This is a genomic window from Flavobacterium sp., assembly GCF_039930565.1.
Lineage (GTDB): Bacteria > Bacteroidota > Bacteroidia > Flavobacteriales > Flavobacteriaceae > Flavobacterium.
Genome location: NZ_JBDTTP010000070.1, coordinates 1 through 21,926 on the forward strand (window position 1 = coordinate 1; position 21,926 = coordinate 21,926).

Here is a 21,926-nt window from a genome sequence, read left to right on the forward strand (position 1 = left end):
TGAAATTCGTTAATGAGCAAGGAAAAATTCTTCCTCGTCGTTTAACAGGAACTTCTTTAAAATACCAAAGAAAAGTGTCTGTAGCTGTAAAAAGAGCTCGTCATTTAGCTTTAATGCCATACGTGGCCGATTTATTAAAATAATATAAAATTAATAGTTGTTGGTTTTCCGTCAAATGAAACCTAACTTCTCAAATAAAGGACAACAACATGGAACTTATTTTAAAACAAGACGTACAAAACCTAGGGTTTAAAGATGACGTTGTGTCAGTGAAAGCTGGTTACGGTCGTAACTTTTTAATTCCTCAGGGATTTGCACAATTAGCTACACCTTCTGCAAAGAAAGTATTGGCTGAAAACCTAAAACAAAGAGCACATAAAGAAGCTAAAGTTGTAGCGGATGCTAAAGCATTGGCTGAAACGTTAAAAGCTCTTGAAATTAAACTTACTGCAAAGGCTGGTGGAGAGAAACTTTTTGGTTCGATCACAAACATCGACATTGCTGAAGCTTTAGAAAAATCAGGTAACGGTATTGATAGAAAATTCATCACTAGCGGAATCGTTAAACGTACTGGAAAATATTCTGCAAGCATCCGTTTACACAGAGATGTTATTGTTGATTTACCATACGAAATTGTTGCTGAAAAGTAATATTTTAAAATGTTATAAAAGAATCCCGATGAGAATCGGGATTTTTTTGGTTAATGAAATAAATAAATAATAGTTCAAATTTTTTTTTGCCATAATATTGCTTCACAAAGCTATAAAAATGAAATACGCACGATTAACAAAAGAGCAATTTGAAGAATTGCATGCTGAGTTTGCCAGTTTTTTAGCTACTCAGGCTATAGATAAAGGAGAATGGGATTCTCTTAAAATAAACAAACCTGAAGTTGCTGAACAGGAATTGGATGTCTTTTCAGATTTAATATGGGAAGGTGTTTTGTCAAGGGCAGAATATCTGGAACATTTTTCTAAAAACCATATTTTTTTATTTCAATGTTTTGAAACTCATGTACAATCCATAGTATTGAAATCCTTAGTTGCTGATACCGATTTTTTAACAAATGAAGGTTTGCAATGGCTGAGTGACAATATGTTTACAGAGACAATTGAAATGAAAACAGGCAAAAAAGTTTTTACTGAAGATCGAAATTCTTCCATATTTGAATTGATACAACAGGGTTCTTTTTTAAGTGACGGGCAGTTATTCAAACAAATTATTACCATTATTGAAGGATAGTCTGTTTTTTTCATAGATAGATTTCAGATATAATTTTACTATCATAAAAAAAATTATAGTTCTTTGATATTTTAAACTTTTGTTATTTCTTTATAATCTTTAAAAATAATTCTAATTTTGAATATCACTTTATTACGCTTTATTATTTTATGACCATTCAAGAAACTATAAATACATTACGGGACGAGCTTAATCAGCATAATTATAATTATTACGTTCTTGATAATGCCACTATTTCCGATTATGATTTTGATAGTAAATTAAAGCAGTTACAGGATTTAGAAAATCAATATCCGGAGTTTTTTGATGAAAATTCCCCAAGCCAGAGAGTAGGAGGAGCCATCACTAAAAATTTTAAAACCATAGCGCATCAGTACCGTATGTATTCTTTGGATAATTCTTATTCAAAAGATGATTTATTAGATTGGGAAAACCGAATTCAGAGAGTATTAGGAAATGTTGATTTGCAATATACCTGTGAACTAAAGTATGATGGAGCCTCAATAAGTATTACCTACGAGTACGGTAAATTATTTCAGGCTTTAACACGCGGCGATGGTTTTCAGGGAGATGACGTAACAAATAATATCAAGACTATAAAATCAATTCCGTTACAACTAAAAGGTAAATACCCTGATAGGTTTGATATTAGAGGGGAGATTATCCTTCCTTTGAAAGGTTTCGAAAAAATGAATCAGGAATTAATTGAAATAGGGGAAACACCTTATTCGAATCCCAGAAATACAGCTTCAGGAAGTTTGAAATTACAGGATAGCGCTGAGGTTGCCAAACGTCCTTTAGAATGTTTATTATATTCTGTAACCAGTAGCAATATGCCTTTTTCTTCACAAATTGAAGGACTGCAGGCGGCAAAAGATTGGGGATTTAAAGTGCCAGGTGAAGCTAAATTAGTTAACAATATGAATGAAGTTTTCGACTTTATTGATTATTGGGATGTACATCGCCATAAATTACCTTATGAAACAGATGGCGTTGTTGTAAAAGTAAATAGCATTCAGCAGCAGCAGGAATTAGGATATACAGCAAAATCTCCACGCTGGGCAATGGCTTATAAATTTAAATCAGAGCAGGTATCTACTCAGTTAAAATCAATTTCTTATCAAGTTGGAAGAACCGGAGCTATTACGCCAGTGGCAAATTTAGTGCCTGTGCAATTAGCAGGAACTATTGTAAAGAGAGCTTCGTTGCATAATGCTGATCAGATTGAAAAATTAGATATTCGTTTAAATGATACTGTTTTTGTAGAAAAAGGAGGTGAAATTATTCCGAAAATTATAGCTGTTGATTTGGAAAAACGTCCTGGAAATTCAGAAAAAACTACTTACATCTCATATTGTCCGGAATGTCATACCGAATTAGTTCGAAACACAGGTGAAGCCAACCATTACTGCCCTAACTTTTACGGCTGTCCTCCACAGATTATAGGGAGGATCCAACATTACATTTCAAGAAAAGCAATGGATATTGAAGGATTGGGAGGAGAAACAGTAGCGTTACTTTTTAAGAATCAACTGGTTCATAACTATGCGGATTTATATGAATTAAAAGTCGAAGATATTTTGCCTTTGGAGAGAATGGCAAAAAAATCGGCAGAAAATTTAGTAAAAGGCGTTGAACAGTCAAAAAATATTCCTTTTGAAAGTGTTTTGTTTGCTCTGGGAATTCGTTTTGTTGGAGAAACTGTTGCTAAAAAACTGGCAAAACATTATAAAAATATTGATGCTTTGAGCAAAGCTTCATTGATGGAATTGATTTTAGTCGATGAAATCGGGGAACGAATTGCCAGAAGCGTAATCGAGTTTTTTGAAAATGAGGAAAACAAAATAATAATTGAACGTTTAAAAAGCTATGGCGTGCAGTTTGAAATTGTTGAAAATATAAATCCAGATGCAACAGATAAATTTCTTGGAAAAACATTTGTCGTTTCGGGTGTTTTTAGTCAGTTTTCCAGAGATGAGTTAAAGAAGACGATTGAAGATAATGGAGGAAAAGTAGGAAGTTCGATTTCTGCAAAGACAGATTTTGTAGTGGCAGGAGAAAATATGGGACCTGCAAAATTAGAAAAGGCGATAAAACTGAATATTAAAATTCTATCTGAACAAGAATTTATTAATAAACTTACTGAATTAGAATAATTTCTTTGGTGATCAAGCATAAAAAAGTCCAAACAATTTGTTTGGACTTTTTTAGTATTAATTGATTACTCAAAATCAATTAATGACTATTTTTTATTCATTTCTTCTTTAACCATTTTGGCATGTTGCAAATGTTCTCTTAAAGAGTTTACATTTTTAGATGCCCAAGCTTTAATTTCTGCATCATTTGCATTTTCTGCTGCTATTTTAAATTTATCAATTGCTTTTTCATGTGCATCAATTGCAGTTTCAACAAATTTTTTGTCAAAATCTGCTCCCGTTTCTTTATTTAGTTTATCATATTCTTCTTTTCCATCTTCAGTTACTGAAGTTGGTAATGAAAAGTTTCTGGTTGCTGCAAGGGCTTTTACATCTGCTGCTGATTTTTCATGTGCATCAATAAGCATTTTTCCTAAACTTTTTACACCAGCATTTGTACTTTTTTGTTGGGCTAATTTACCTATTTCTATTTCTGCCAGATCAATTTCTGCAGCATCTACTAAAAATTCAGAATCGTCTTCTTTAGTTTCACGATCTTCAAATTTAACTTCATTTTGATCTTCTGCTACTTCTTTAGGATCTTCTTGTTTTGCTTCATTTTTGCAAGAACCTAAGCTCATTACAACAACTCCGGCAGCTAAAATTGCCTTACTTAATAAAAATACTTTTTTCATGATTGTTTGATTTTAAATTTATATTGTAAAAGTAAATAAATACAATTGTGAGTTTTTACATATAACTTTAAAAAAGTTATATCATTCAAATATTCATAATTATTTTAAATCCCTGATAACTTTCCATTCATTCAATTTTGCTTCATAGTTTTTTCCGGCATTTGCAGGACTTGTAGATGGTAACGTAATAAAAGTATAAGATTCATTTACTCTGACATATTTTTTAAACAAAGCGCCTGCTTTTTGACCATTGAAAACAATGGTTTTAATATGAGGATGATTTTTTAAAAACACATTGAAATCATTCGAAATTTCATTTTTAATGGCGCTGTCCAGACTTCCAATTCTGTCACAGAACTGCAAAACATCCCATAAAGCAATATTATGTTTCAGCAGAACCGATTTTCTTGCTTCATAACTTTCTGAAAAATTTTCGTTTAGGATTTCAAACATGAAAGGCCAGAAATTATTTCTGGGATGCCCATAATATTGTTGTATTTCAAGTGATTTGGTGCCGGGCATTGTTCCTAAAATCAGGATAGTTGCATGAGCTGTACTTATAGGAGGAAATGAGAAACTTTTCATATAACATTTATATAGAAGTAATTATAAAACAATTGTCAAAAATTATATAACAGTATTTATGCCACTTTACACGAATTTTGACAAATAGATTTTGAATTATGCAATTTAAAAATATAAACCTTAAATCCAGCAAAATGAAGATAATTACTATAAATACAAATAAAATTAAAAATATTTTTGAAGAACTCACTAGTAGTTTTTCAGGAAAAATATCTTTTGATTCTGATGAATATACATTAGAAATTAACAATAATTTTGCCAAAGGTTCTATTGTCGGATCAGCTTTTAATGACAACATTTTCTGTCTGCAATTTGATATGGTTTTTTCTGAAGATACGAGTGTGAATATTGCTAATCCTCATATTTCTCCGGTTTATTTTGCGTATTGTTCGAAAGGAAATTTATCTCACAGCTTTGGCTTGTCAGGTATTGAAAGAAAACTTAAAAAATTTCAGACGGCTATAGTTTCTTCTAAGCAAAATGAGAATAATATTTTATTTTTTGAAAAAAATGTCAGTACAAAGCTTACTCTAATCGTGATTGGAACTCACGTTTCTGTGAATAATCAGCAAAATTCTTTGAACCTTAAAGTTAAGGAGACATTTTTTGAAAAAACGGATGGTGAAAATTTCTTTTATGTTGGTTCTTACAATTTAAAAATTGCTGAAAACATAGAACAGTTAAATGCAGTGACCCAAACCGGAATTGTTCGTAATCTTTTGAAAGAAGGTATTTTGAAAATTATATTGGCGTTGGAAATCCAGCAGCATTCTGATGATATGAAAAACTATTTAAAAGAAACAAACTGCCTTACGCTAAGAGAAATGGAAGAGATAAAACAGCTTTCTGATTATATAAAAAATAATCCTGAAGAACCGTTTACAATAAAATCATTAAGTAAAAAATCAGGTTTATCCCCAAATAAATTGCAGGAAGGATTTAAGATGATTCATGATAGGACAGTAAATGATTTCATTACACACATGAGGATTCTAAAAGCTGAAATTTTGATAAGAAATTCAGATTTAAATATTTCTGAGATTGTTTATTGTATTGGATTTACAAGCAGAAGTTATTTTTCTAAAATATTCAAGCAAAAATTCAACTGTAGTCCAAAGGAATATAAATTCAATCAAAGCCCGTTAGCTATTACAGCTTAATATATACAAAATCATTAACTATTAACTATTTATTTAACTATAAAAGTGTTGTGAAATAAGTTAGATCAAAATCTCTTATTTCAGAACCTTTTTGGATTTAAAGGCTTCCTGATTTCTTACTAAGATTACTTATATTATCTATCTGCCGAATTTATAGTATTCTAAATCGATATGGTGTTTATCTTTAAGAGAATATAAGATAGAGTTAAGACCTATTACACTAAAGGTGATTCCGTTGCCTCCAAATCCTAACATATAATGTTCATTTTTTTTTGGATTGGGTTTACCAAAATACGGAAGTCCGTCTTTTGTTTCTCCAAAAGTTCCAGCCCAGGAATAATCTGTGATGAAATTAATTTCCGGGAATTTTTTCTGAAATTGTTTTAAAAGGTATATTTCTTTTTTAGGAAGCATACTATCTCTCTTTTCAGCATTTTTAAAATCTTCATCACCACCTCCCATTATGATGCGATTATCAGCAGTTGTTCTAAAATATAAATATGGTTTGGAAGTGTCCCAAAAGATATAATTTTTGAAAGAATCGGGAAGATCAGGAACAATTTCAGAGGCAATTACAAAAGTGCTTTTTAAGTTAACTATATTTTCTTGTAATGTTTCTGTGCTTTCATATCCACTACAATGAATAATATGATCGGCAATGATCTCAAAATTATTATCGGTTGTAACCCTAAACCCATTATTTTTATCAATGATTTTTTTTATGTTGGTACGATCATAAATTTCGAGTCCTTTTTTAGTACAATACAAAAGTAAATCCTGAGCAAACTTGTAAGGATCCATTACTGCTGCGGTTTCTGATTGTATAGCTGCTAAAGCATTGAGTCCCATTTTTTTTAAATCCTCTTTTCCCAGCCATTTTACTTCAATACCATGTTCTTTCCTGATATTGAATTCTTCTTCTAAAAACGATATGTCTTTTTTTAGGGAACAAAAATAAATGCTCTTTTTAAATTCAAAGTCACAGTCGCTTTTTATATGATCGACTATTTTTTTTAATTCTAAAATAGCTTTTACACCATTTTGATAACTATCTACGGCACATTTAACTCCTCTTAGTTTAATAAGTTCCTGCAAGGAGATATCAATTTCATACTGAAGCAGGGCAGTACTGGCTGCAGTGCTTCCATTGCAAATATCCCTTCTGTCTGCCAATAGTACCTTATTGCCCTCGGTTATTAGTTTATAAGCTGTTAATGCTCCTGTTATTCCTCCTCCAATAATTAAAATGGGAGTTTTACGATTTGATTGTAATGATGGATAACTTGTTTCCATGGCGTTTTTTAATGGCCAATAAGTTTCTGCAGATTTTAATTTCATTTTTTATATCAATCTTTTAAGTAAAAAGTATTTAATATTATTATTATTATTGTTTTTTGACTCTTTCCTTACGGATAACTTTATTGTTTTTTTCGTCATAAACAGCGTCTAGTATTTCTTTGCCTGTCTTACTAAAGATTTTTATTTTAGGTTCTTCATGAGTTCCTGTTATTACGATTGGAAATCCAACGATACCAAATGGCGGAAGTCCTAATCGCATTCTTAAATCTAACAATCCATCAAAACTGGTTGTTCCTTTTATAGTTGGCCTGAAACTAGCCACACTAAAAGTAAAGTCTTCAATATGTATAAGGTTATTATCAATTGACGATTTAATTTGTATTCCTTTCATATCAGGATTGTTTAAACCATTCTGACCTGTTTTAGAACTAATTCCGTCTAATAATTTAAGTCCCTTAACTTTTACATCACGCAAATTCAATATTCCTTCTCCTTCCAGGGATTCATAAATTGGTCCCATATTTCCGTTTAGGTCACCTTTTATTTTGTAATCCACAGAAATTATACCTTCTGCATTTTCAGCTGCTGTAACCATTTTATTAAACATTGGAATTTCCTTATAAGCTCTTTGAACGCTGAAATCTTTAGCTGTAAAGTGAGCATCAAAATGTGCTGATGTTGGGGATTCATCTTTATATGTAGCATCAATTCCCACAAGGCAGTCAATGATATTAAAAGTCCCATTTTCCAGATAAAAGTTTCCGTTTGATAACCCCGCCTTGCCAGTAACTTTGTTTAGTATAAGTCCGTTATATTCTACTTTATCAGCATTAGTTGTTAATGCAATATTTAAGTTTTTAGGAACAATAACGACACCACTCATTTTTGGATGATCTTCTTTGGCGTACTCAACTTCAACATTTCGGTCTTTGTTTTCCCCTTTTTTAAGCGCCATGAATTCATCAACATTAATCAGTTTTGACCTCATATTAAAATTACCACTCAGCGATCCTTTCGATTCTAAAAAGTAATTGATGGTATTTAAAAGATAACCGTGAATATTGAAATCAGATTTTCCGTAGGAGGCATAGAATTTTTCAAACCACATTTTCTCATTCTGAAAACGAAAATTTCCCTGTTTAATATAAAAGGCTTTAGGGAAAAGCTCAGAAGTTGCCTTAATGTTTTTTAAAACAATGGTTCCCCTGTTGTTTAATTTGTCATATTGTCCTGTAGTTGCATAACTTTGTTGGCCCTGTAGTGATAGATCTGCTTTGGCATAACCTGTGATATTTATTCCCTTTTGCGAAAACACCTTATAAATATTGCCGACATTCAGTTCTCCTTTAACTTTAGCTTTGTAGGCTAAATCATTAAAATCGGAAAAAGAAGCATTTACATATACCGGATTTCCTTCAAATACAAAAGATGCTGGCGTTACAGCAACAATTAAATCCTCAAAAGTTCCTTTTTTGTTAAGTGCATTTGCTACAAAAGTAACATCCGTAATTGGGTTAGGGTAGGAGTTGGTTTTTAGCCAGCCATTTCGCAACGAGATCCCACCTCTTGTTTTGGGAAATAATTTTTTTGAAGTACTGAACAATCCCTTTGCCTGAATATTCGTTCTTAAAATTCCTTTAATATCGATTGTATTTAAACCTAAAGCAGCATCAACAGTAGCGAGATCCAAGGCGCCTTTTATGCTGGCATCTACATTCATTTCACTTAGTCCTTTGCTTTTAAAATAAGCGTTAAAATAATCTTTTTCTCCTACTTTAAACCGAAGAGTTCTAAGATTAACTAATAATTTTTCTATGTCAAGTGAAGGCATAATAGCATTCAAATCCATTTGAAAATCGGTTAATGGAACCGGTGCATTTTTATAATTTACAGCTCCGTTATCAATTTTTAGATTAAAAGCCAAATTCGGTTTTTGTTTTTTGGCTACATTGTAATTTCCTTTAAAGGTGAACAACAAATTACTTCTTCCTGACATTTCAGTATTGTCCATCCAGGTCATGTACTCAGGGGGCATAACTGATAATAAATCTTTTAGAGCGGCATTTTTTGATGCAGCCTGTATGTTTATTTTATAGCCATCGCTTAAAATGGTAAATAATCCGGTAAAGGTTAAAGGCAGTTTATTAATTTTAAGTTCATTTTTCTGAAGAATGAAACTTAAGGCATTTGTATTAATTCTGGTAATCAGATTTGCACGTAATTCTTTTTTTCTAAGATAGGCAGTACGGTCATAATAAAAATCGACAGTATCAATTTTTGCATCGGTATTCAAATCAAAGATATCTTCGCTTAAATTACCTTTTCCAACATAATTAAAGCCTTTTGCGTCAACAAGAATTTTGGCTGAACGATCATTATATTTAATATGGCAGTCTTCAAAATCAATGCGTTCCAAACGAATTGCTGTTCCTTCTTCCGGAGCATTTTTATTCTTTTTTTCGTCTTCCGGAGCGATATAAATGTTATAATTGGCTTCCCCTTTTTGATTGACCTTTATATTTACCAACGCTTTCGATACGTATAGTTTATTTATTTTCACTTCGTTGTCAAAAAGCAATCTTTTAATGTTGATACCAAAAGCAACCTGTTCCGCCTTCAATAAAGTATCATTTGTAAAAGGTGCAGAACCGGTGAGTGTCAAATCATCCAGAGAAACTGTAAGCGATGGAAAATGAGTGAAAAATGAAAATCTGGATTTTGAAAAGTCAATCTTGGAATTTAAACTTTGATTGGCAATTTTTTTTACTTCAGTCGCAACTGATCCAGGGAATAAAAGCGGAATCAGGAATAATAACAGCAAAATACTTGCTATCACTATTCCTGAAATTTTAGCCGTTCTTAACGCAATATGTTTGAACTTTGAATTCATACCTGTTGTTGTTCGTTATTATTTAGCTTTTTTAGCTTCCTCTTCTTTTTTCTTTGCCTCTTCTTCAGCTTTTTTCTTTTCTTCTTTTAATTTTTGTTCTTTTTCTTTTTCAAGCTTTTCCTGCTGTTCTTCTTTTTTTTCTTTAGCTTCTTCTATTTTCTCTTCTTTCTCTTTTTCTTTCTTTTTAAAATAGCCTTTTAATAGAAAATTACTTTTAGCAGCTTCCATATTTTGACTAAAACCTTCTGTTCCTTTTTCAAGATTATTAATAGTTTTATCCATAGCGTTCGCCATACCAGGATCACTGATTAATTTGGACAAAGCTCCGTTACCATTGTTCATGCTGTGACTAAATATGGCTAACTCTTCAGAAATGACCCCTACGTTATCCATACTTTTCTTGACCGTTTTCATAATGTCGGCCATTTCAATTCCGCTTAAGGAAGCAATTCTGCCATTATTTTCAACTACTGTCTGCGATTTCACACCTGGAGAAATAGTAAGTACTTTATCACCCATTAATCCATCTGAACCAATACTTGCTTTTGCATCTGTTTTAATAAATTCTTTAACATCATCTTTGATGACCATTCCAACTACAACAGTAGAATCATTAACTAACTGAATTTCATCGATAGTACCAATATTGATTCCGGAAAATCGAACATTATTGCCAATCTCCAAACCACTTACGGTTTTAAAACTTGATGTAATTCGGAAGGTAGATCCAAAAAGATTTTTTTGTTTTCCAATAAAATAAATTGCCATTATAAACAGCAACAATCCTATTGTTACAAACATTCCTAATTTCCAGGTAGATCCAGATTGCTTATCCATGATTTTTTGATTTTAATTTTAATTTATTCAAAGAATGAGCGTACCCATTCATCTTCACTTTTTTCTAATTCTTCGTATGTTCCTTCTGCTTGTATCTTACCTTCTTTTAATACAATTACACGATCTGCAGTTAATTTAGCACAGGCCATATCGTGTGTAATTATTATAGAAGTTGTTTTATGTTTGTCCCTGATATCCAAAATCAATTCGCTGATTTCTCTTGATGTTATTGTATCTAATCCTGTTGTTGGCTCATCATACAAAATGATTTCAGGTTTTAGGATTAAAGTTCTTGCCAGACCAATTCTTTTTCGCATACCGCCTGATAATTCAGAAGGCATCTTCTCAATTGCATCACTCAGGCCAACATTGTCCAGTGCTTCAACAACCTGACTTTCAATTTCATCTGCAGTAAGGTCACGTTGATGTTTTCTTAGTGTAAAAGCTAAATTTTCCCGAACCGACATAGAATCGTACAAAGCACCACTCTGAAACAAAAAACCAATTTTGAGTCTCATGATATTAAGTTCTTCTTTTTGAAGTTCTAAAATATTTTTGCCCAATACATTAATTTCCCCTTTATCAGGCGTAATCAAACCTACAATGCATTTTATTGTTACAGATTTTCCTGAGCCCGAACGACCCAATACTACTACATTTTCCCCCTGATTAACATTAAAATTTACTCCTTTCAATACATGATTATCACTGCCAAAAGTTTTGTGTAAATCTTTTATTTCGATAATGGAAGACTGTTTGTCAGCCGACTTATTTTGTTCTATATTTTCTGTTTCCTTTATCATCTTAAAAAAATAAATCGGTTACCTGAACAGCTAACATATCAATAATAAAAATTGTTAACGAAGCCGTTACAACAGCAGAATTAGCTGCTTTTCCAACGCTTTCTGTTCCATTTTCCGCAGTGAATCCTTTATAGCATCCAATCATTCCAATGAAGAACCCAAAGAAAAAGGTTTTTATCGTGGCCGGAATAACATCCAGAAATTCTACTTTTTGAAATATTTTAGCGATATACCTGTAAAAACTTACATCTCCATGAATGTTTATACCTACATAACCTCCAAATATTCCAATTGCATCTGCAAAAATGACCAAAATAGGTATCATTAAAGTAGTGGCTAAAATTCGGGTAACAACCAGATAATTATAAGGATTAATTGCAGAAACCTCCATCGCATCTATTTGCTCAGTTACTTTCATAGAACCTAACTCGGCTCCAATACCGGATGATACTTTTCCGGCACAGATTAAAGCTGTAATTACCGGCGCAATTTCACGAATTAACGAAAGTGCAACCATACTGGGTAACCATGATTCAGCACCAAATTTTACTAAGGTCGGTCTTGATTGTAGTGTTAAAACCAAACCCATAATAAAGCCGGTAATAGCGACCAGAGGCAATGACTTATAGCCAATAATGTAACATTGTTTTAGGAATTCTTTAGTTTCATAAGGCGGAATAAAAACCTCCTTAAAAAATTTTACAGCAAATTGTGTTGCTGTTCCTATATCAGTAAATGTATTTTTTAAAATCAAAATAGCTGGTTTTTAGTTACTTATAGTTTGTAATAATGTTTATATCAGATAATTAAATATAATATCGTTGAAGAAATTAACCATTACATAACTTTAAAGTAAGTTTATATAATTTTCACAGCTATAACAATAAAAAATATAATGTTGCGTTATCTGGATTTTTAAAATAGAAAATCCCTTTAAATAAGGGATTTTCATAGTACTATGGTATTTTATTTTTAGGAATTAATTATCATATCTGCTTTTGTTTTGATCAGGTCAATTACTTTCCCCTCAGATGCCTTACATTCTTCCATCAATAGTCGGGCTGTTAAAAAACAAACTGTAGATTCTGATCCCTGATTAAGATTTACATTTTCTTTTTCAAGGCCGTCATATCCGCCTCCACTAACCGGATTATACATAATTTGTGCTAAATGATTTTTTCCTAAAAACCAATCAAAAGCTGTCTTCATGTATTGTTTATGTACCGGATTTTTAAATGCTTTGTAAAATGCATTTAAGGTTTGAATAATATAGGAAACATCTATTGGCTGTTCTCCAAATAGCTGTGGTTCAGTTCCTTTATGATGCCATCCATTATTTGAAACAACCTTGAATCCTTGTGGTGTAAACATTTTTGAAAGCAGGAAATCAAGCGATTCCAAAGCAATTTTTTTATAGATAGGTTTGTTTGTTGCCAAGTAAGCATATAACATAGATTCAGGTAATACACCGTTTCCATAAGTTAAATAGTTTTCAAACCATTTCCAGTCACTAGTAGCGCATATTTCATAATTAGAAACCAATTTTGCATTGAGTTTGTTGATAATTGCAGAAACATACAGATTTGGAAATATATTATTATACAAATACAAACCCTTTGTGGCAAAACCTATAGAACGAGGAGATTGAATAGTTTCTGCCCATTGTAAACTGTTTAACAAACAGGTTGATGCTTTTTGTACAATAGCATCGGGTAAAATATCAGATATTGACAACAAAGTCCCCAATGCCCAAATACCCCTTGCGTTTGAGTCTTCTAAGTTTACTTCTGCATTTTGTTCAATATGTTCCCTGTTATGTTCATCAACATAATTTATGAAATCACCGCCAGGCTGCTGACAACGAATAATAAAATCTAAATAAATTAGGATATATGATAAGTCTTCCTTGTCTTTCGTTTGTTTATAATGTAAACAAAAAGCAACCAAGGCACGGGCATTATCATCTAGAGTGTATCCGGATGAAATGTCAGGAATTGAAATTTTACTAAATTGAATAATACCTAAATCGGTAGTCATTTTTTTAACGTGTCCCAATTGGATTGAGGGATAGTTGAATTCAATTTCTGAGGTGTTTACCATTAAGGTTTTATAAGTTTCCATGTGTTTAATGGCAACATTTTCCCAAGATGTAGCTCTCATTTTTCTAAAAGCATTCATTCCCATTTCTTCTCTTAGATTATCATCAGATAGTAATTTTATGGCTGCATCTGCAAATTGTTCCGGTTCTCCAATATCAACTAAAATACCTGAATCTGAACTTAAAACTTCAAGTGTATGCGGAATTTTTGATGCGACAAGCGGACATGCACAACTCATTGCATAGGCAAAAGTACCACTTACAGCCTGATTAGGATCTTTTGAAGTAAACATATAGACATCAGTAGCTTTTAAATAATTCAAAAGCTCGTTGGTTTCTAAATATTGGTTTATAAAACGTACGTTATTTTCAAGATTTAAATCTTTAACAATTCCTTCCAGTTTATCACGATAAGTATCTACACCATTTTTTATTAAATTTGGATGCGTTCTTCCTATTACAAGATACAAGACATTTGGATGTTTCTCGATAATTTTTGGCAAGGCCTGTAAACCTGTTTCAATACTTTTTCCTTCACCTAAAAGTCCAAATGTTGATAGTACCATTCTGTCCTGAAAATCAAATTTTTCTTTTGATTGTTCCGGTTTTTCGTAAATTACGATATGTGTCCCGTGTGATACACAGGTAATAATTTCTTTTTGGATCCCGTAATCACGAATTAAAATTTCTTCGGATTGGTTAGTCATTACAAAAACAGAATTACTGTAAGAAAGTAATAATTTAACGAATGTTTTTAATTCGTTATTTGGATTTTGAATAACACTGTGAAATGTAAAAGTTACCGGTTTTTTTACCGCATTTAAAAAATCCAATAAAAAATCACCATAATTACCTCCGAATAAGCCAAACTCATGTTGTATGTGAACAAGCTTTACAGCAGCATCATTGTTAATTTCGTTTGCAACCCGTGTGTAATCATTTCTGTCTGTTGTATTCAAACTAAAGGCATGAGTTGTATTTTTAACCGGGGTCTTTACCAAATCGCAAATTTCACATGTTATTGAATTGCCAAAGACATCATTAATCCCTTTTATAGTATCCTGCGTATAAGTTGCTATTCCACATTGAGTTGGTGGAAAAGTAGACATAAAAATAATTTTTGATTTTGTTGGTATCGTTTTCATAGGAATTAATTTTAGTTGGTTTAAAAAGTCATTTGGGTGTATAAAATTTAAATCTTACATTTTTGATAATATGTGATCTCCATAATAAAGATTTAAAAAATTAAAAAACTACATTTTTGTAGCTAATTTCATCTATAAAATTTATTTAGGATAAAATTATTTCAGAAACAAGCCTATCTTTAATCCAATCGCTTAAAAAATTAACTCAAATGATTTCAGGTGGGAATTATATAAGGAAATCAACAGCTTATAAGAACTTTTAAAAGTTTATAACAATTTTTATAGTTAATAAAAAAATCAATAGGATTAAAGTGATTTATTTTAATGAATAATATTTGTGATGATCCATTAAGCTATCTAAAACATTGATGTTACAGAATTAAAAAGCTAATAAGATAAATTTAAGGGCTCAATTAAATATAACATTCTGATGAAATCAAATACAAAATCCCAGCAAAAATTAATGAACCTTCTCATTACTGAACCTAAACAAGCTATAGAGAAATTAGATTTGGTTTATGTAAGTGATAAATCCATGCCTATAGAAAGATATAAAGAAGATGATACTTTTATCTATAAGAAAAATGGAAGATCAATTAAACAAAAAAGTGAATTACAACGTATTAATAGTTTAGTATTGCCGCCTGCATGGCAAAATGTAAGAATTTCAGAATTGCCTAACGGACATCTTCAGGCTGTGGGTATTGATGATAAAAACAGGAAACAATATCGATATCATCCTAAATGGAATTTAATTAGGAACCAGACAAAATTTTATAAAATAGCCGACTTTGGGAGAAAATTACCTTTAATAAGAAAACAAGTTGATGCCGATTTGGAAAAGAAAGAATGGTCAAAAAACAAAGTAGTCGCACTGGTAATTCGTTTAATGGAAGAAACACATATCAGAATAGGAAATGAAAAGTATGCCAAAGACAATAAATCATATGGACTTTCGACTTTGCGGAAGAGACATATTAATATTAATAAGGATGCCATAAGATTTGAATTCATTGGTAAAAAAGGAAAGCACCATTCTATTACGATCCGAAATAAAAAGCTGATTAAGTTAGTTAGTAAATGTGAAGAAATTCCGGGTTGGGAAGTTTTTAAATATTATGATGAAAATGGAGAAAGAAAAATTCTGGACAGCCATATGGTCAATGTCTATCTTCATGAAATTTCAGGAGAGTATTTCAGTGCAAAGGATTTCAGGACTTGGTCAGCATCCGTTATTTTCTTTGAAACATTAATGGAGTTAGGCACAGCCGAAGATGATAAGGAAATCAAAAAAAATATCCTTACAGCTTATGATGTCACTGCAGAAGCATTAGGAAATACGAGAACAGTCTGCCGAAATTATTATGTACATCCTTTATTAGTTTCCACTTACGAAGACGGATCTATAAAAGAATATTTTGATAAGATAAAAAAAAGCCGAAGTAACAGACAATATTTTTCCCGTACAGAAACGGTGTTTTTAGAGCTTATTCAAAATTATCAGCCTGGATTGTTTATTTAAAGAATAATATTTTCGTGCCATAAATGCAATAGGAAGTCCAATGCAGAACATCAAGATCACAATTGATAAAATTAAGGGAAAGTCTAAATTTTTCTCATGTAAAAGCGGAAATACGATTGGCAGAACAATTAGATTCATTATAATCCAGACAAGAATTCCGTATAAGAATCCGGAAAATACTGCATTCTGTTTTAAAAGCCAGTAATTTATGTTTGGCTAAGGAAGTTCTTCACATTGATATCCAAATGAATTCATGAGATCTATAATTTTGTTATTTGAAATTGCAGCAGCATGAATTCGAAGAATTTTATCACAATCTTCCAAATCAAAGTTGATGATACTATCGGGGAAATGTTCAAGAAGTTTCCCAACAATCATATTTGATTGCTCTGCTTCCTGAACATTTGTTTTAAAAACCTCGATCATCGATTTAATTTTTTAAACGGGATTGTTTTTATATTGCTGTATTCTGTGATAATAGATATAAGAAATCATTAAAACCGCCAGAACAATCAATGGGAAAAAGCCCTGAAAATCTAATCCGTCAACTGCAAAATGACTTATGGAAGCAAAGATAAAATCGAAAGCAAAACCTGCATAAGCCCATTCTTTAACACGATTCGGAACTTGCGGAATCACTAATGCCAATACACCCAAAACTTTAAAAACAACTAAGGCAATCCCAAAATATTCCGGATATCCCAAATGTCTAAGGCCTTCTTTTGCCATTTCAGATTGAGAAGTTAGTGCCGGCATTACGCCTTCAAATAGAAAAATAAGAATGGTTGTAGTCCAGAAAATGATTTTTGCTTTTTTCATTAGTTTATTTTTAAGTAGTTATTAGTTAATGTATTACAAATTTATCATTTGTTATTTGATTATTGAATACGCATTTATGACTATTTTAGGGTCATTTAAGACAAGTTTACTGGGTAAATGAATAAAGAAAGAAGAGTAAAGAATAAAGAAAAGAGTTAAGAAGAAGAAGAAAGGAGATAGAAGAAAGAAGAAAGAAAATAGAAATAGTGAATAGAAGAAATCTGCAAGATCTGCAGAATTAGCGAGAAATTTTAAAAAAAAAGCAATGACAATATTGTCTTTTCAACCTTTTTGGAGAAATCACACTAATAACCCGACATAGATTATAATTTTTTTTTATGTAATATTAGTTGATAAAGTCGGACTCTATTAGAAAGACCTTCCTTGTTTCGAATAGGATTATATAATGTTGCATTATTGAGCATTGCAACAAAAGTAATTTTTTCTACTTCATTTAATTGATCAACAGTTTTATTAAAATAAAATTTAGAAGCACTTTTGATTCCTATATTACCATATTTAAAATCAGTGTTTAGTAATTCAAATTTTAAACATTGTTCTTCAGTGAATTCTTTATCTATTTTTAATAAATATAGTTTTTTAGTTAAAGAATATCCATGTCTGTAAGGTCCTATATATCTTGTTGAAACTTCACAAGAACATCTTTTGTCTCCAGCTTTTTCATGAATTTTTTTATAAATATCTGTAATCGATTTTAAGTTTTCTTTCTGACTAGCTTTCAGTGCATTGTTGAGATAAACGAATTCTTCACTTTTGAAAATTGGATTAAAATCACTTAGAAGAAATTTGTAAATCAGAAATAATGAAAGAAAGATTGTGGCGGTGATTTTAAGTATCTTTTTTGGTATCATCATTTTTTATAAAAGAATTTCCACCAGTAAATATATAAAATTATAAAAACAACGAACTTCTTGAAAACTAATTGTCTAGCCCTGATACAAGTGAAAATCATTTTGTGCCGGGGTTCGGCGCAAAATATTGTAACGGATAGCAGGAAACAGCTTCAAAAAAAAACGCTGCAAAACCTAAGTCCCTCAGCGTTCCAAAAACAAGTTTAATGATTATTCATAACAGGTATAATCTATTTTGATTGTTTTTTCAATATCATCTTTTTTAAAATTGAAAGTGTCAACTAAATTATATTCATCTAAATTAAATGTTCCCCAAAGTTTATAAGTATCATTTTGATCTGCACGTTCAGCTTCAGAGTAATATTTTTCAAATGTCCTGTCATTCTTTTTCTCTATTTTGGATTTTCTGAACTGAAGAACTTCCTTATTTTGAAATGATGTATATGTATGAACAAAAGGGAAAATTTTATCCGGGCCGCTACAATTATGAGACCAGACATCATTGTTGATGTAATACAAAATGCAATTATTTTCAAATTTTTCTTCTACAAAAGTATTCATGTATGAAAATTGATCATCAATCATAAGTGTATATGATTTTTGGAGTAATTTGCCATTTTCAATCCAAAAAACAGTTGTTTCATTGGCATCACCAACATTTTCAGTAAATATCATTTTGTTATCATCATAATTGATTGAGGAAGTTATTTGATCCTCTTTGGTGATTTTAGTAAGTACGCCATCTTTGTAGATGAAGTCTTTTTTAATCTTGCTTTTTCCTTCATCATCATAATAGGTTATGGCTGCTGGAAGTCCGTCATTATTAAAAGAAATACTTTTCAGCGGGATTCTGACTCCTTTCTTTTTAAGAAAATAGGAATCCAGCGTTTTTAATTTGGCATTTCCCTGTTGAAATACAGGTATGTTATCTCCTTCAATATCAGGAAAAGGCAAGGAATAACCGCTTAAAAGTGCTTTCATTACTTCCTTAGATTTTGACGTGATTTTGTTTTTGCTTTGTAATGAAACCACTTCTTTTTTATACTTTCGGGTATTAGCAACGTATGAGGATTCTTTTTTCGATTTTAGCTGTTGCGCTACAAATTCGGTAGCCATTTTTGTCCCTTCTTTTACCTGAATTTTATCATCCATTTTTCCGCTCCAATAAGCAAAAGCCTGAAAAGATTCTCCATCCCCGGTAATATCTAATGTTTGTTGGTTTTCGAAAATAACGTAGGTGTATTTGTGAATATTTATGATTTCCAGATTTTCTTTTGGAAAATTGCGTTTCAGTTCTGCTTCTTCCGGATTGATTTCGCCAATAGCCGTATAAAACACTTCTGTAGCATATTGGTTTGCATCAACTATGAAAACATATTTTTTTCCTTTTTGTATATGTAAGGTATCCGGTAGTATTTTCTCTGCCTGAACATACATTTCTTCAGCAATTGTTTCTTGTTTTACTACAGTAGTTTTTGGTTTTGATTTCTTTTTTTTAACCGTTTTCTTTTGTGAAAAAGCCTGAAATGAGAATGTTAGGATAATAAGGAGACTTAATAAATGTTTCATTTTATTTGTAATTAATTTTTTACAAATATAAGGTTTTTAATAAAACGCATATAATAATCTTACAAATTTAACAATGATTTAGTTTGTGTTGTAAATATCTAAATATCAGTAAACATAAAAAAAAACGCTGCAAAACCTAAATCTCACAGCGCTTCTCAAAAAAATAAATAATAATTAAAACGGGTATTATCTCCAGCCTCCGCCCAATGCACGATATAAATCGGTACGAGCAGAAAGCTGTTCTCTTTTTATGTTGGCCAGTTCGAGCTCGCTTTGCAATAAATTTGATTGCGCAGATAGAACTTCAAGGTATTCTGCCATTCCGTTTTTGAATAGCAAATTCGAATTTTTAATGGCTTGTTGCAGGGTTTTTACTCTTTCTTTAAGAAAACCTTCCTGCAATTGTAATTTCTCTACTTTTACTAAAGCGTCAGAAACTTCACTAACGGCTACTAAAACCGATTGTCTGAAATTTAAAACTGCTTTTTCTCTTTCAACAATGGCAATATTATACTGTGTTCTAACTCTTTTATTGTTCAATAAAGGTTGTGTTAAACCTCCCGCAACAGTACCAAATAAAGAAGCCGGAATGTTGAACCAATTACTGGTTTCGAACGAATTTAATCCGCCCTGAGCTGTAATTCTTAAGGCTGGATATAAATCTGCTTTTGTGATTCCAACATTAGCGTTTGCTGCTTTCAAAGCCAATTCGGCACTCTTTACATCCGGTCTTCTGCTTACTAGTGAAGACGGAATCCCTATTGCTGAATTGTTTTTTACTTCAATTGAACTTAATTGAATCGTTCTTTGTTTTGAATTTGGAAAAGATCCTGTCAAAACACTCAAAGCATTTTCCTGCATTGCTATATTTTGTTCCAATAATGGAATCAATTGTGCTGCGATTAATCTTTGTGCTTCAGATTGTTGAATTCCTAATGAAGTAATTTGTCCCGCATCAAATTTTAGTTTGATGATGTTGGTTGTACTGTCATTTAACTGAACGTTTTTCTTTGCAATATCCAATTGTGCGTCCAGCATCAAAAGATTGTAATAACCTTTTGAAACATTGGCTACAATATTAGTCTGCAATGCTTTTCGAACCTCTTCAGACTGAAGATAGCCAGCAAAAGCGACTTTTTTCTGATTACGGATTTTACCCCAAATATCAGCTTCCCACGAAAGTGAAGCTCCTGCTGAATAATCATCAATATGTTTCTGGCCCAAAGCCTGATTTAAATTCATTCCTGTAAAACTATTGTCAGACGGATTGCTTGTACTCGCATTCACAAATAGATTAACCTGAGGAACATTTCCCCATTTAGATTGCGTAAATCTGTATTGTGCAATTTCGATGTTTTTAACAGCGATTTGTAAATCGTTATTTCTGACAATGGCACTATCGATTAATTGAATAATATCTTTTTCTGTAAAAAAATTTTTCCACTCCAAATCAGCAATACTTGTTGTATCAGTTGAAACCGATGCATTCCTGAAATTCTGAGGAAATGCATCTTTTGGAGTTTCAATATCCTTCGAAACTTTACAGGATATCAATGTGGTGATCAAAATAGCGACCATCACGATTTTGGTTATATACTTTTTCATTTTATATGTTGTCATTAAATTTCTGTACAAGTATCTTTTTTTGCCTCAAGATCTCTTGAAATTTTATAGGATATGTAGGCGATGCCAATTATAATGGTCACCAAAATTGTCGTTATATAATTTTCCATTTATTTTTCTTCTTTATGAATTACGGTGACTGGTTTTCCAGAAACCTTTTCCTGTAAATGCTGGAATACGATGAATAAAACCGGGATGATCAGCAACCCAAGGATTACTCCTGAAATCATACCTCCGGCAGCACCAATACTAATGGAGTGGTTACCCTGAGCTGATGGTCCTGTGGCGCTCATCATCGGGATTAACCCTACAACAAAAGCAAGAGATGTCATGATAATTGGTCGTAAACGCAGTTTTGCAGCATCTATAGAAGCTTTTACTAATGCCTGACCGGATTTTCGTTTTTGAACGGCAAACTCCACAATCAGAATGGCATTTTTGGCGAGCAGTCCAATAAGCATTACTAGTGCCACTTGTACATAAATGTTGTTTTCGATTCCGGTTAAACCAATAGCAACGAAAACTCCAAATATACCTGCAGGTATCGAAAAGATTACTGCTAAGGGCAAGATGTAACTTTCATACTGTGCAGCAAGTAAGAAATAGATGAATATCAAACACAGTAAGAAAAT

At 31.8% G+C, this 21,926-nt stretch carries 20 protein-coding genes; 6 read left to right on the forward strand and 14 right to left on the reverse strand.

Annotated elements, in window-relative coordinates:
- From rpsR to ligA, 4 genes are all read left to right on the forward strand, one after another.
- A partial coding sequence (rpsR, locus tag ABI657_RS15220) for a 30S ribosomal protein S18 (protein WP_348098144.1) occupies nt 1-143 on the forward strand: 143 nt, incomplete at its 5' end.
- Between the two features lie 66 nt (nt 144-209).
- Nucleotides 210-650 carry a 50S ribosomal protein L9 gene (gene rplI, locus ABI657_RS15225; protein WP_348098126.1) on the forward strand — a complete coding sequence of 147 codons (441 nt, stop codon included), beginning with the start codon at nt 210-212 and terminating at the stop codon, nt 648-650.
- Between the two features lie 118 nt (nt 651-768).
- The gene (locus tag ABI657_RS15230) at nt 769-1,242 is read left to right on the forward strand and encodes a DUF6495 family protein (RefSeq protein ID WP_348098127.1); all 474 of its coding nucleotides are present in this window, start codon (nt 769-771) and stop codon (nt 1,240-1,242) included.
- A 149-nt stretch (nt 1,243-1,391) separates the two neighbouring features.
- The gene (ligA, locus tag ABI657_RS15235) at nt 1,392-3,398 is read left to right on the forward strand and encodes an NAD-dependent DNA ligase LigA (RefSeq protein ID WP_348098128.1); all 2,007 of its coding nucleotides are present in this window, start codon (nt 1,392-1,394) and stop codon (nt 3,396-3,398) included.
- Between the two features lie 86 nt (nt 3,399-3,484).
- Here ligA and ABI657_RS15240 read toward each other — a convergent pair whose 3' ends face one another.
- Nucleotides 3,485-4,072, reverse strand: a complete 588-nt coding sequence (locus ABI657_RS15240) for a DUF4142 domain-containing protein (protein ID WP_348098129.1) — start codon at nt 4,070-4,072, stop codon at nt 3,485-3,487.
- 99 nt (nt 4,073-4,171) lie between these two features.
- Nucleotides 4,172-4,657 (reverse strand): DNA-deoxyinosine glycosylase, encoded by a 486-nt coding sequence (locus tag ABI657_RS15245; protein WP_348098130.1) that lies wholly within the window; start codon nt 4,655-4,657, stop codon nt 4,172-4,174.
- Nucleotides 4,658-4,791: 134 nt separating this feature from the next.
- Here ABI657_RS15245 and ABI657_RS15250 point away from each other — a divergent pair, with 134 nt between their 5' ends.
- The gene (locus tag ABI657_RS15250; RefSeq protein ID WP_348098131.1) at nt 4,792-5,817 is read left to right on the forward strand and encodes an AraC family transcriptional regulator; all 1,026 of its coding nucleotides are present in this window, start codon (nt 4,792-4,794) and stop codon (nt 5,815-5,817) included.
- A 138-nt stretch (nt 5,818-5,955) separates the two neighbouring features.
- On the opposite strand, the gene ABI657_RS15255 is transcribed toward ABI657_RS15250, so the two are convergent.
- The 6 genes from ABI657_RS15255 to ABI657_RS15280 form a co-directional block, all read right to left on the reverse strand.
- Nucleotides 5,956-7,155, reverse strand: a complete 1,200-nt coding sequence (locus ABI657_RS15255; protein ID WP_348098132.1) for an FAD-dependent oxidoreductase — start codon at nt 7,153-7,155, stop codon at nt 5,956-5,958.
- Between the two features lie 46 nt (nt 7,156-7,201).
- The gene (locus ABI657_RS15260) at nt 7,202-10,006 is read right to left on the reverse strand and encodes an AsmA family protein (protein ID WP_348098133.1); all 2,805 of its coding nucleotides are present in this window, start codon (nt 10,004-10,006) and stop codon (nt 7,202-7,204) included.
- A gap of 18 nt (nt 10,007-10,024) precedes the next feature.
- Nucleotides 10,025-10,843 carry an MlaD family protein gene (locus ABI657_RS15265; protein WP_348098134.1) on the reverse strand — a complete coding sequence of 273 codons (819 nt, stop codon included), beginning with the start codon at nt 10,841-10,843 and terminating at the stop codon, nt 10,025-10,027.
- A 23-nt stretch (nt 10,844-10,866) separates the two neighbouring features.
- On the reverse strand, nt 10,867-11,646 hold the full coding sequence (locus tag ABI657_RS15270; RefSeq protein WP_348098135.1) for an ABC transporter ATP-binding protein: 780 nt from the start codon (nt 11,644-11,646) through the stop codon (nt 10,867-10,869).
- 1 nt (nt 11,647) lies between these two features.
- On the reverse strand, nt 11,648-12,403 hold the full coding sequence (locus ABI657_RS15275) for an ABC transporter permease (protein ID WP_348098145.1): 756 nt from the start codon (nt 12,401-12,403) through the stop codon (nt 11,648-11,650).
- A gap of 215 nt (nt 12,404-12,618) precedes the next feature.
- Nucleotides 12,619-14,889, reverse strand: a complete 2,271-nt coding sequence (locus ABI657_RS15280) for a glycosyltransferase (protein WP_348098136.1) — start codon at nt 14,887-14,889, stop codon at nt 12,619-12,621.
- A 430-nt stretch (nt 14,890-15,319) separates the two neighbouring features.
- Between ABI657_RS15280 and ABI657_RS15285 the strand changes: the two genes are divergently transcribed.
- Nucleotides 15,320-16,411, forward strand: coding sequence for a DNA topoisomerase IB (locus ABI657_RS15285; protein ID WP_348098137.1), 1,092 nt, complete (start codon nt 15,320-15,322; stop codon nt 16,409-16,411).
- A 216-nt stretch (nt 16,412-16,627) separates the two neighbouring features.
- Here ABI657_RS15285 and ABI657_RS15290 read toward each other — a convergent pair whose 3' ends face one another.
- The 6 genes from ABI657_RS15290 to ABI657_RS15315 all read right to left on the reverse strand — a co-directional run.
- On the reverse strand, nt 16,628-16,837 hold the full coding sequence (locus tag ABI657_RS15290) for a hypothetical protein (protein ID WP_348098138.1): 210 nt from the start codon (nt 16,835-16,837) through the stop codon (nt 16,628-16,630).
- Between the two features lie 12 nt (nt 16,838-16,849).
- Nucleotides 16,850-17,230 (reverse strand): DoxX family protein, encoded by a 381-nt coding sequence (locus ABI657_RS15295; RefSeq protein WP_348098139.1) that lies wholly within the window; start codon nt 17,228-17,230, stop codon nt 16,850-16,852.
- 323 nt (nt 17,231-17,553) lie between these two features.
- Entirely contained in the window at nt 17,554-18,105 is a 552-nt protein-coding gene (locus tag ABI657_RS15300) for a transglycosylase domain-containing protein (RefSeq protein WP_348098140.1), read from the reverse strand.
- A gap of 207 nt (nt 18,106-18,312) precedes the next feature.
- Nucleotides 18,313-19,671 carry a hypothetical protein gene (locus ABI657_RS15305; RefSeq protein ID WP_348098141.1) on the reverse strand — a complete coding sequence of 453 codons (1,359 nt, stop codon included), beginning with the start codon at nt 19,669-19,671 and terminating at the stop codon, nt 18,313-18,315.
- 186 nt (nt 19,672-19,857) lie between these two features.
- Nucleotides 19,858-21,276: a TolC family protein gene (locus tag ABI657_RS15310; RefSeq protein WP_348098142.1), complete on the reverse strand. Its 1,419-nt coding sequence runs from the start codon at nt 21,274-21,276 to the stop codon at nt 19,858-19,860.
- A gap of 128 nt (nt 21,277-21,404) precedes the next feature.
- A partial coding sequence (locus ABI657_RS15315) for an efflux RND transporter permease subunit (RefSeq protein WP_348098143.1) occupies nt 21,405-21,926 on the reverse strand: 522 nt, incomplete at its 5' end.

Coding starts and splice junctions, on each gene's coding strand:
- ABI657_RS15265 (WP_348098134.1), bottom strand. CDS start 10,843: ATGGATAAGCAATCTGGATCTACCTGGAAATTAGGAATGTTTGTAACA.
- rplI (WP_348098126.1), top strand. CDS start 210: ATGGAACTTATTTTAAAACAAGACGTACAAAACCTAGGGTTTAAAGAT.
- ABI657_RS15290 (WP_348098138.1), bottom strand. CDS start 16,837: ATGATCGAGGTTTTTAAAACAAATGTTCAGGAAGCAGAGCAATCAAAT.
- ABI657_RS15310 (WP_348098142.1), bottom strand. CDS start 21,276: ATGAAAAAGTATATAACCAAAATCGTGATGGTCGCTATTTTGATCACC.
- ABI657_RS15255 (WP_348098132.1), bottom strand. CDS start 7,155: ATGAAATTAAAATCTGCAGAAACTTATTGGCCATTAAAAAACGCCATG.
- ABI657_RS15305 (WP_348098141.1), bottom strand. CDS start 19,671: ATGAAACATTTATTAAGTCTCCTTATTATCCTAACATTCTCATTTCAG.
- ligA (WP_348098128.1), top strand. CDS start 1,392: ATGACCATTCAAGAAACTATAAATACATTACGGGACGAGCTTAATCAG.
- ABI657_RS15280 (WP_348098136.1), bottom strand. CDS start 14,889: ATGAAAACGATACCAACAAAATCAAAAATTATTTTTATGTCTACTTTT.
- ABI657_RS15260 (WP_348098133.1), bottom strand. CDS start 10,006: ATGAATTCAAAGTTCAAACATATTGCGTTAAGAACGGCTAAAATTTCA.
- ABI657_RS15230 (WP_348098127.1), top strand. CDS start 769: ATGAAATACGCACGATTAACAAAAGAGCAATTTGAAGAATTGCATGCT.
- ABI657_RS15270 (WP_348098135.1), bottom strand. CDS start 11,646: ATGATAAAGGAAACAGAAAATATAGAACAAAATAAGTCGGCTGACAAA.
- ABI657_RS15295 (WP_348098139.1), bottom strand. CDS start 17,230: ATGAAAAAAGCAAAAATCATTTTCTGGACTACAACCATTCTTATTTTT.
- ABI657_RS15245 (WP_348098130.1), bottom strand. CDS start 4,657: ATGAAAAGTTTCTCATTTCCTCCTATAAGTACAGCTCATGCAACTATC.
- ABI657_RS15285 (WP_348098137.1), top strand. CDS start 15,320: ATGAAATCAAATACAAAATCCCAGCAAAAATTAATGAACCTTCTCATT.
- ABI657_RS15240 (WP_348098129.1), bottom strand. CDS start 4,072: ATGAAAAAAGTATTTTTATTAAGTAAGGCAATTTTAGCTGCCGGAGTT.
- ABI657_RS15250 (WP_348098131.1), top strand. CDS start 4,792: ATGAAGATAATTACTATAAATACAAATAAAATTAAAAATATTTTTGAA.
- ABI657_RS15300 (WP_348098140.1), bottom strand. CDS start 18,105: ATGATGATACCAAAAAAGATACTTAAAATCACCGCCACAATCTTTCTT.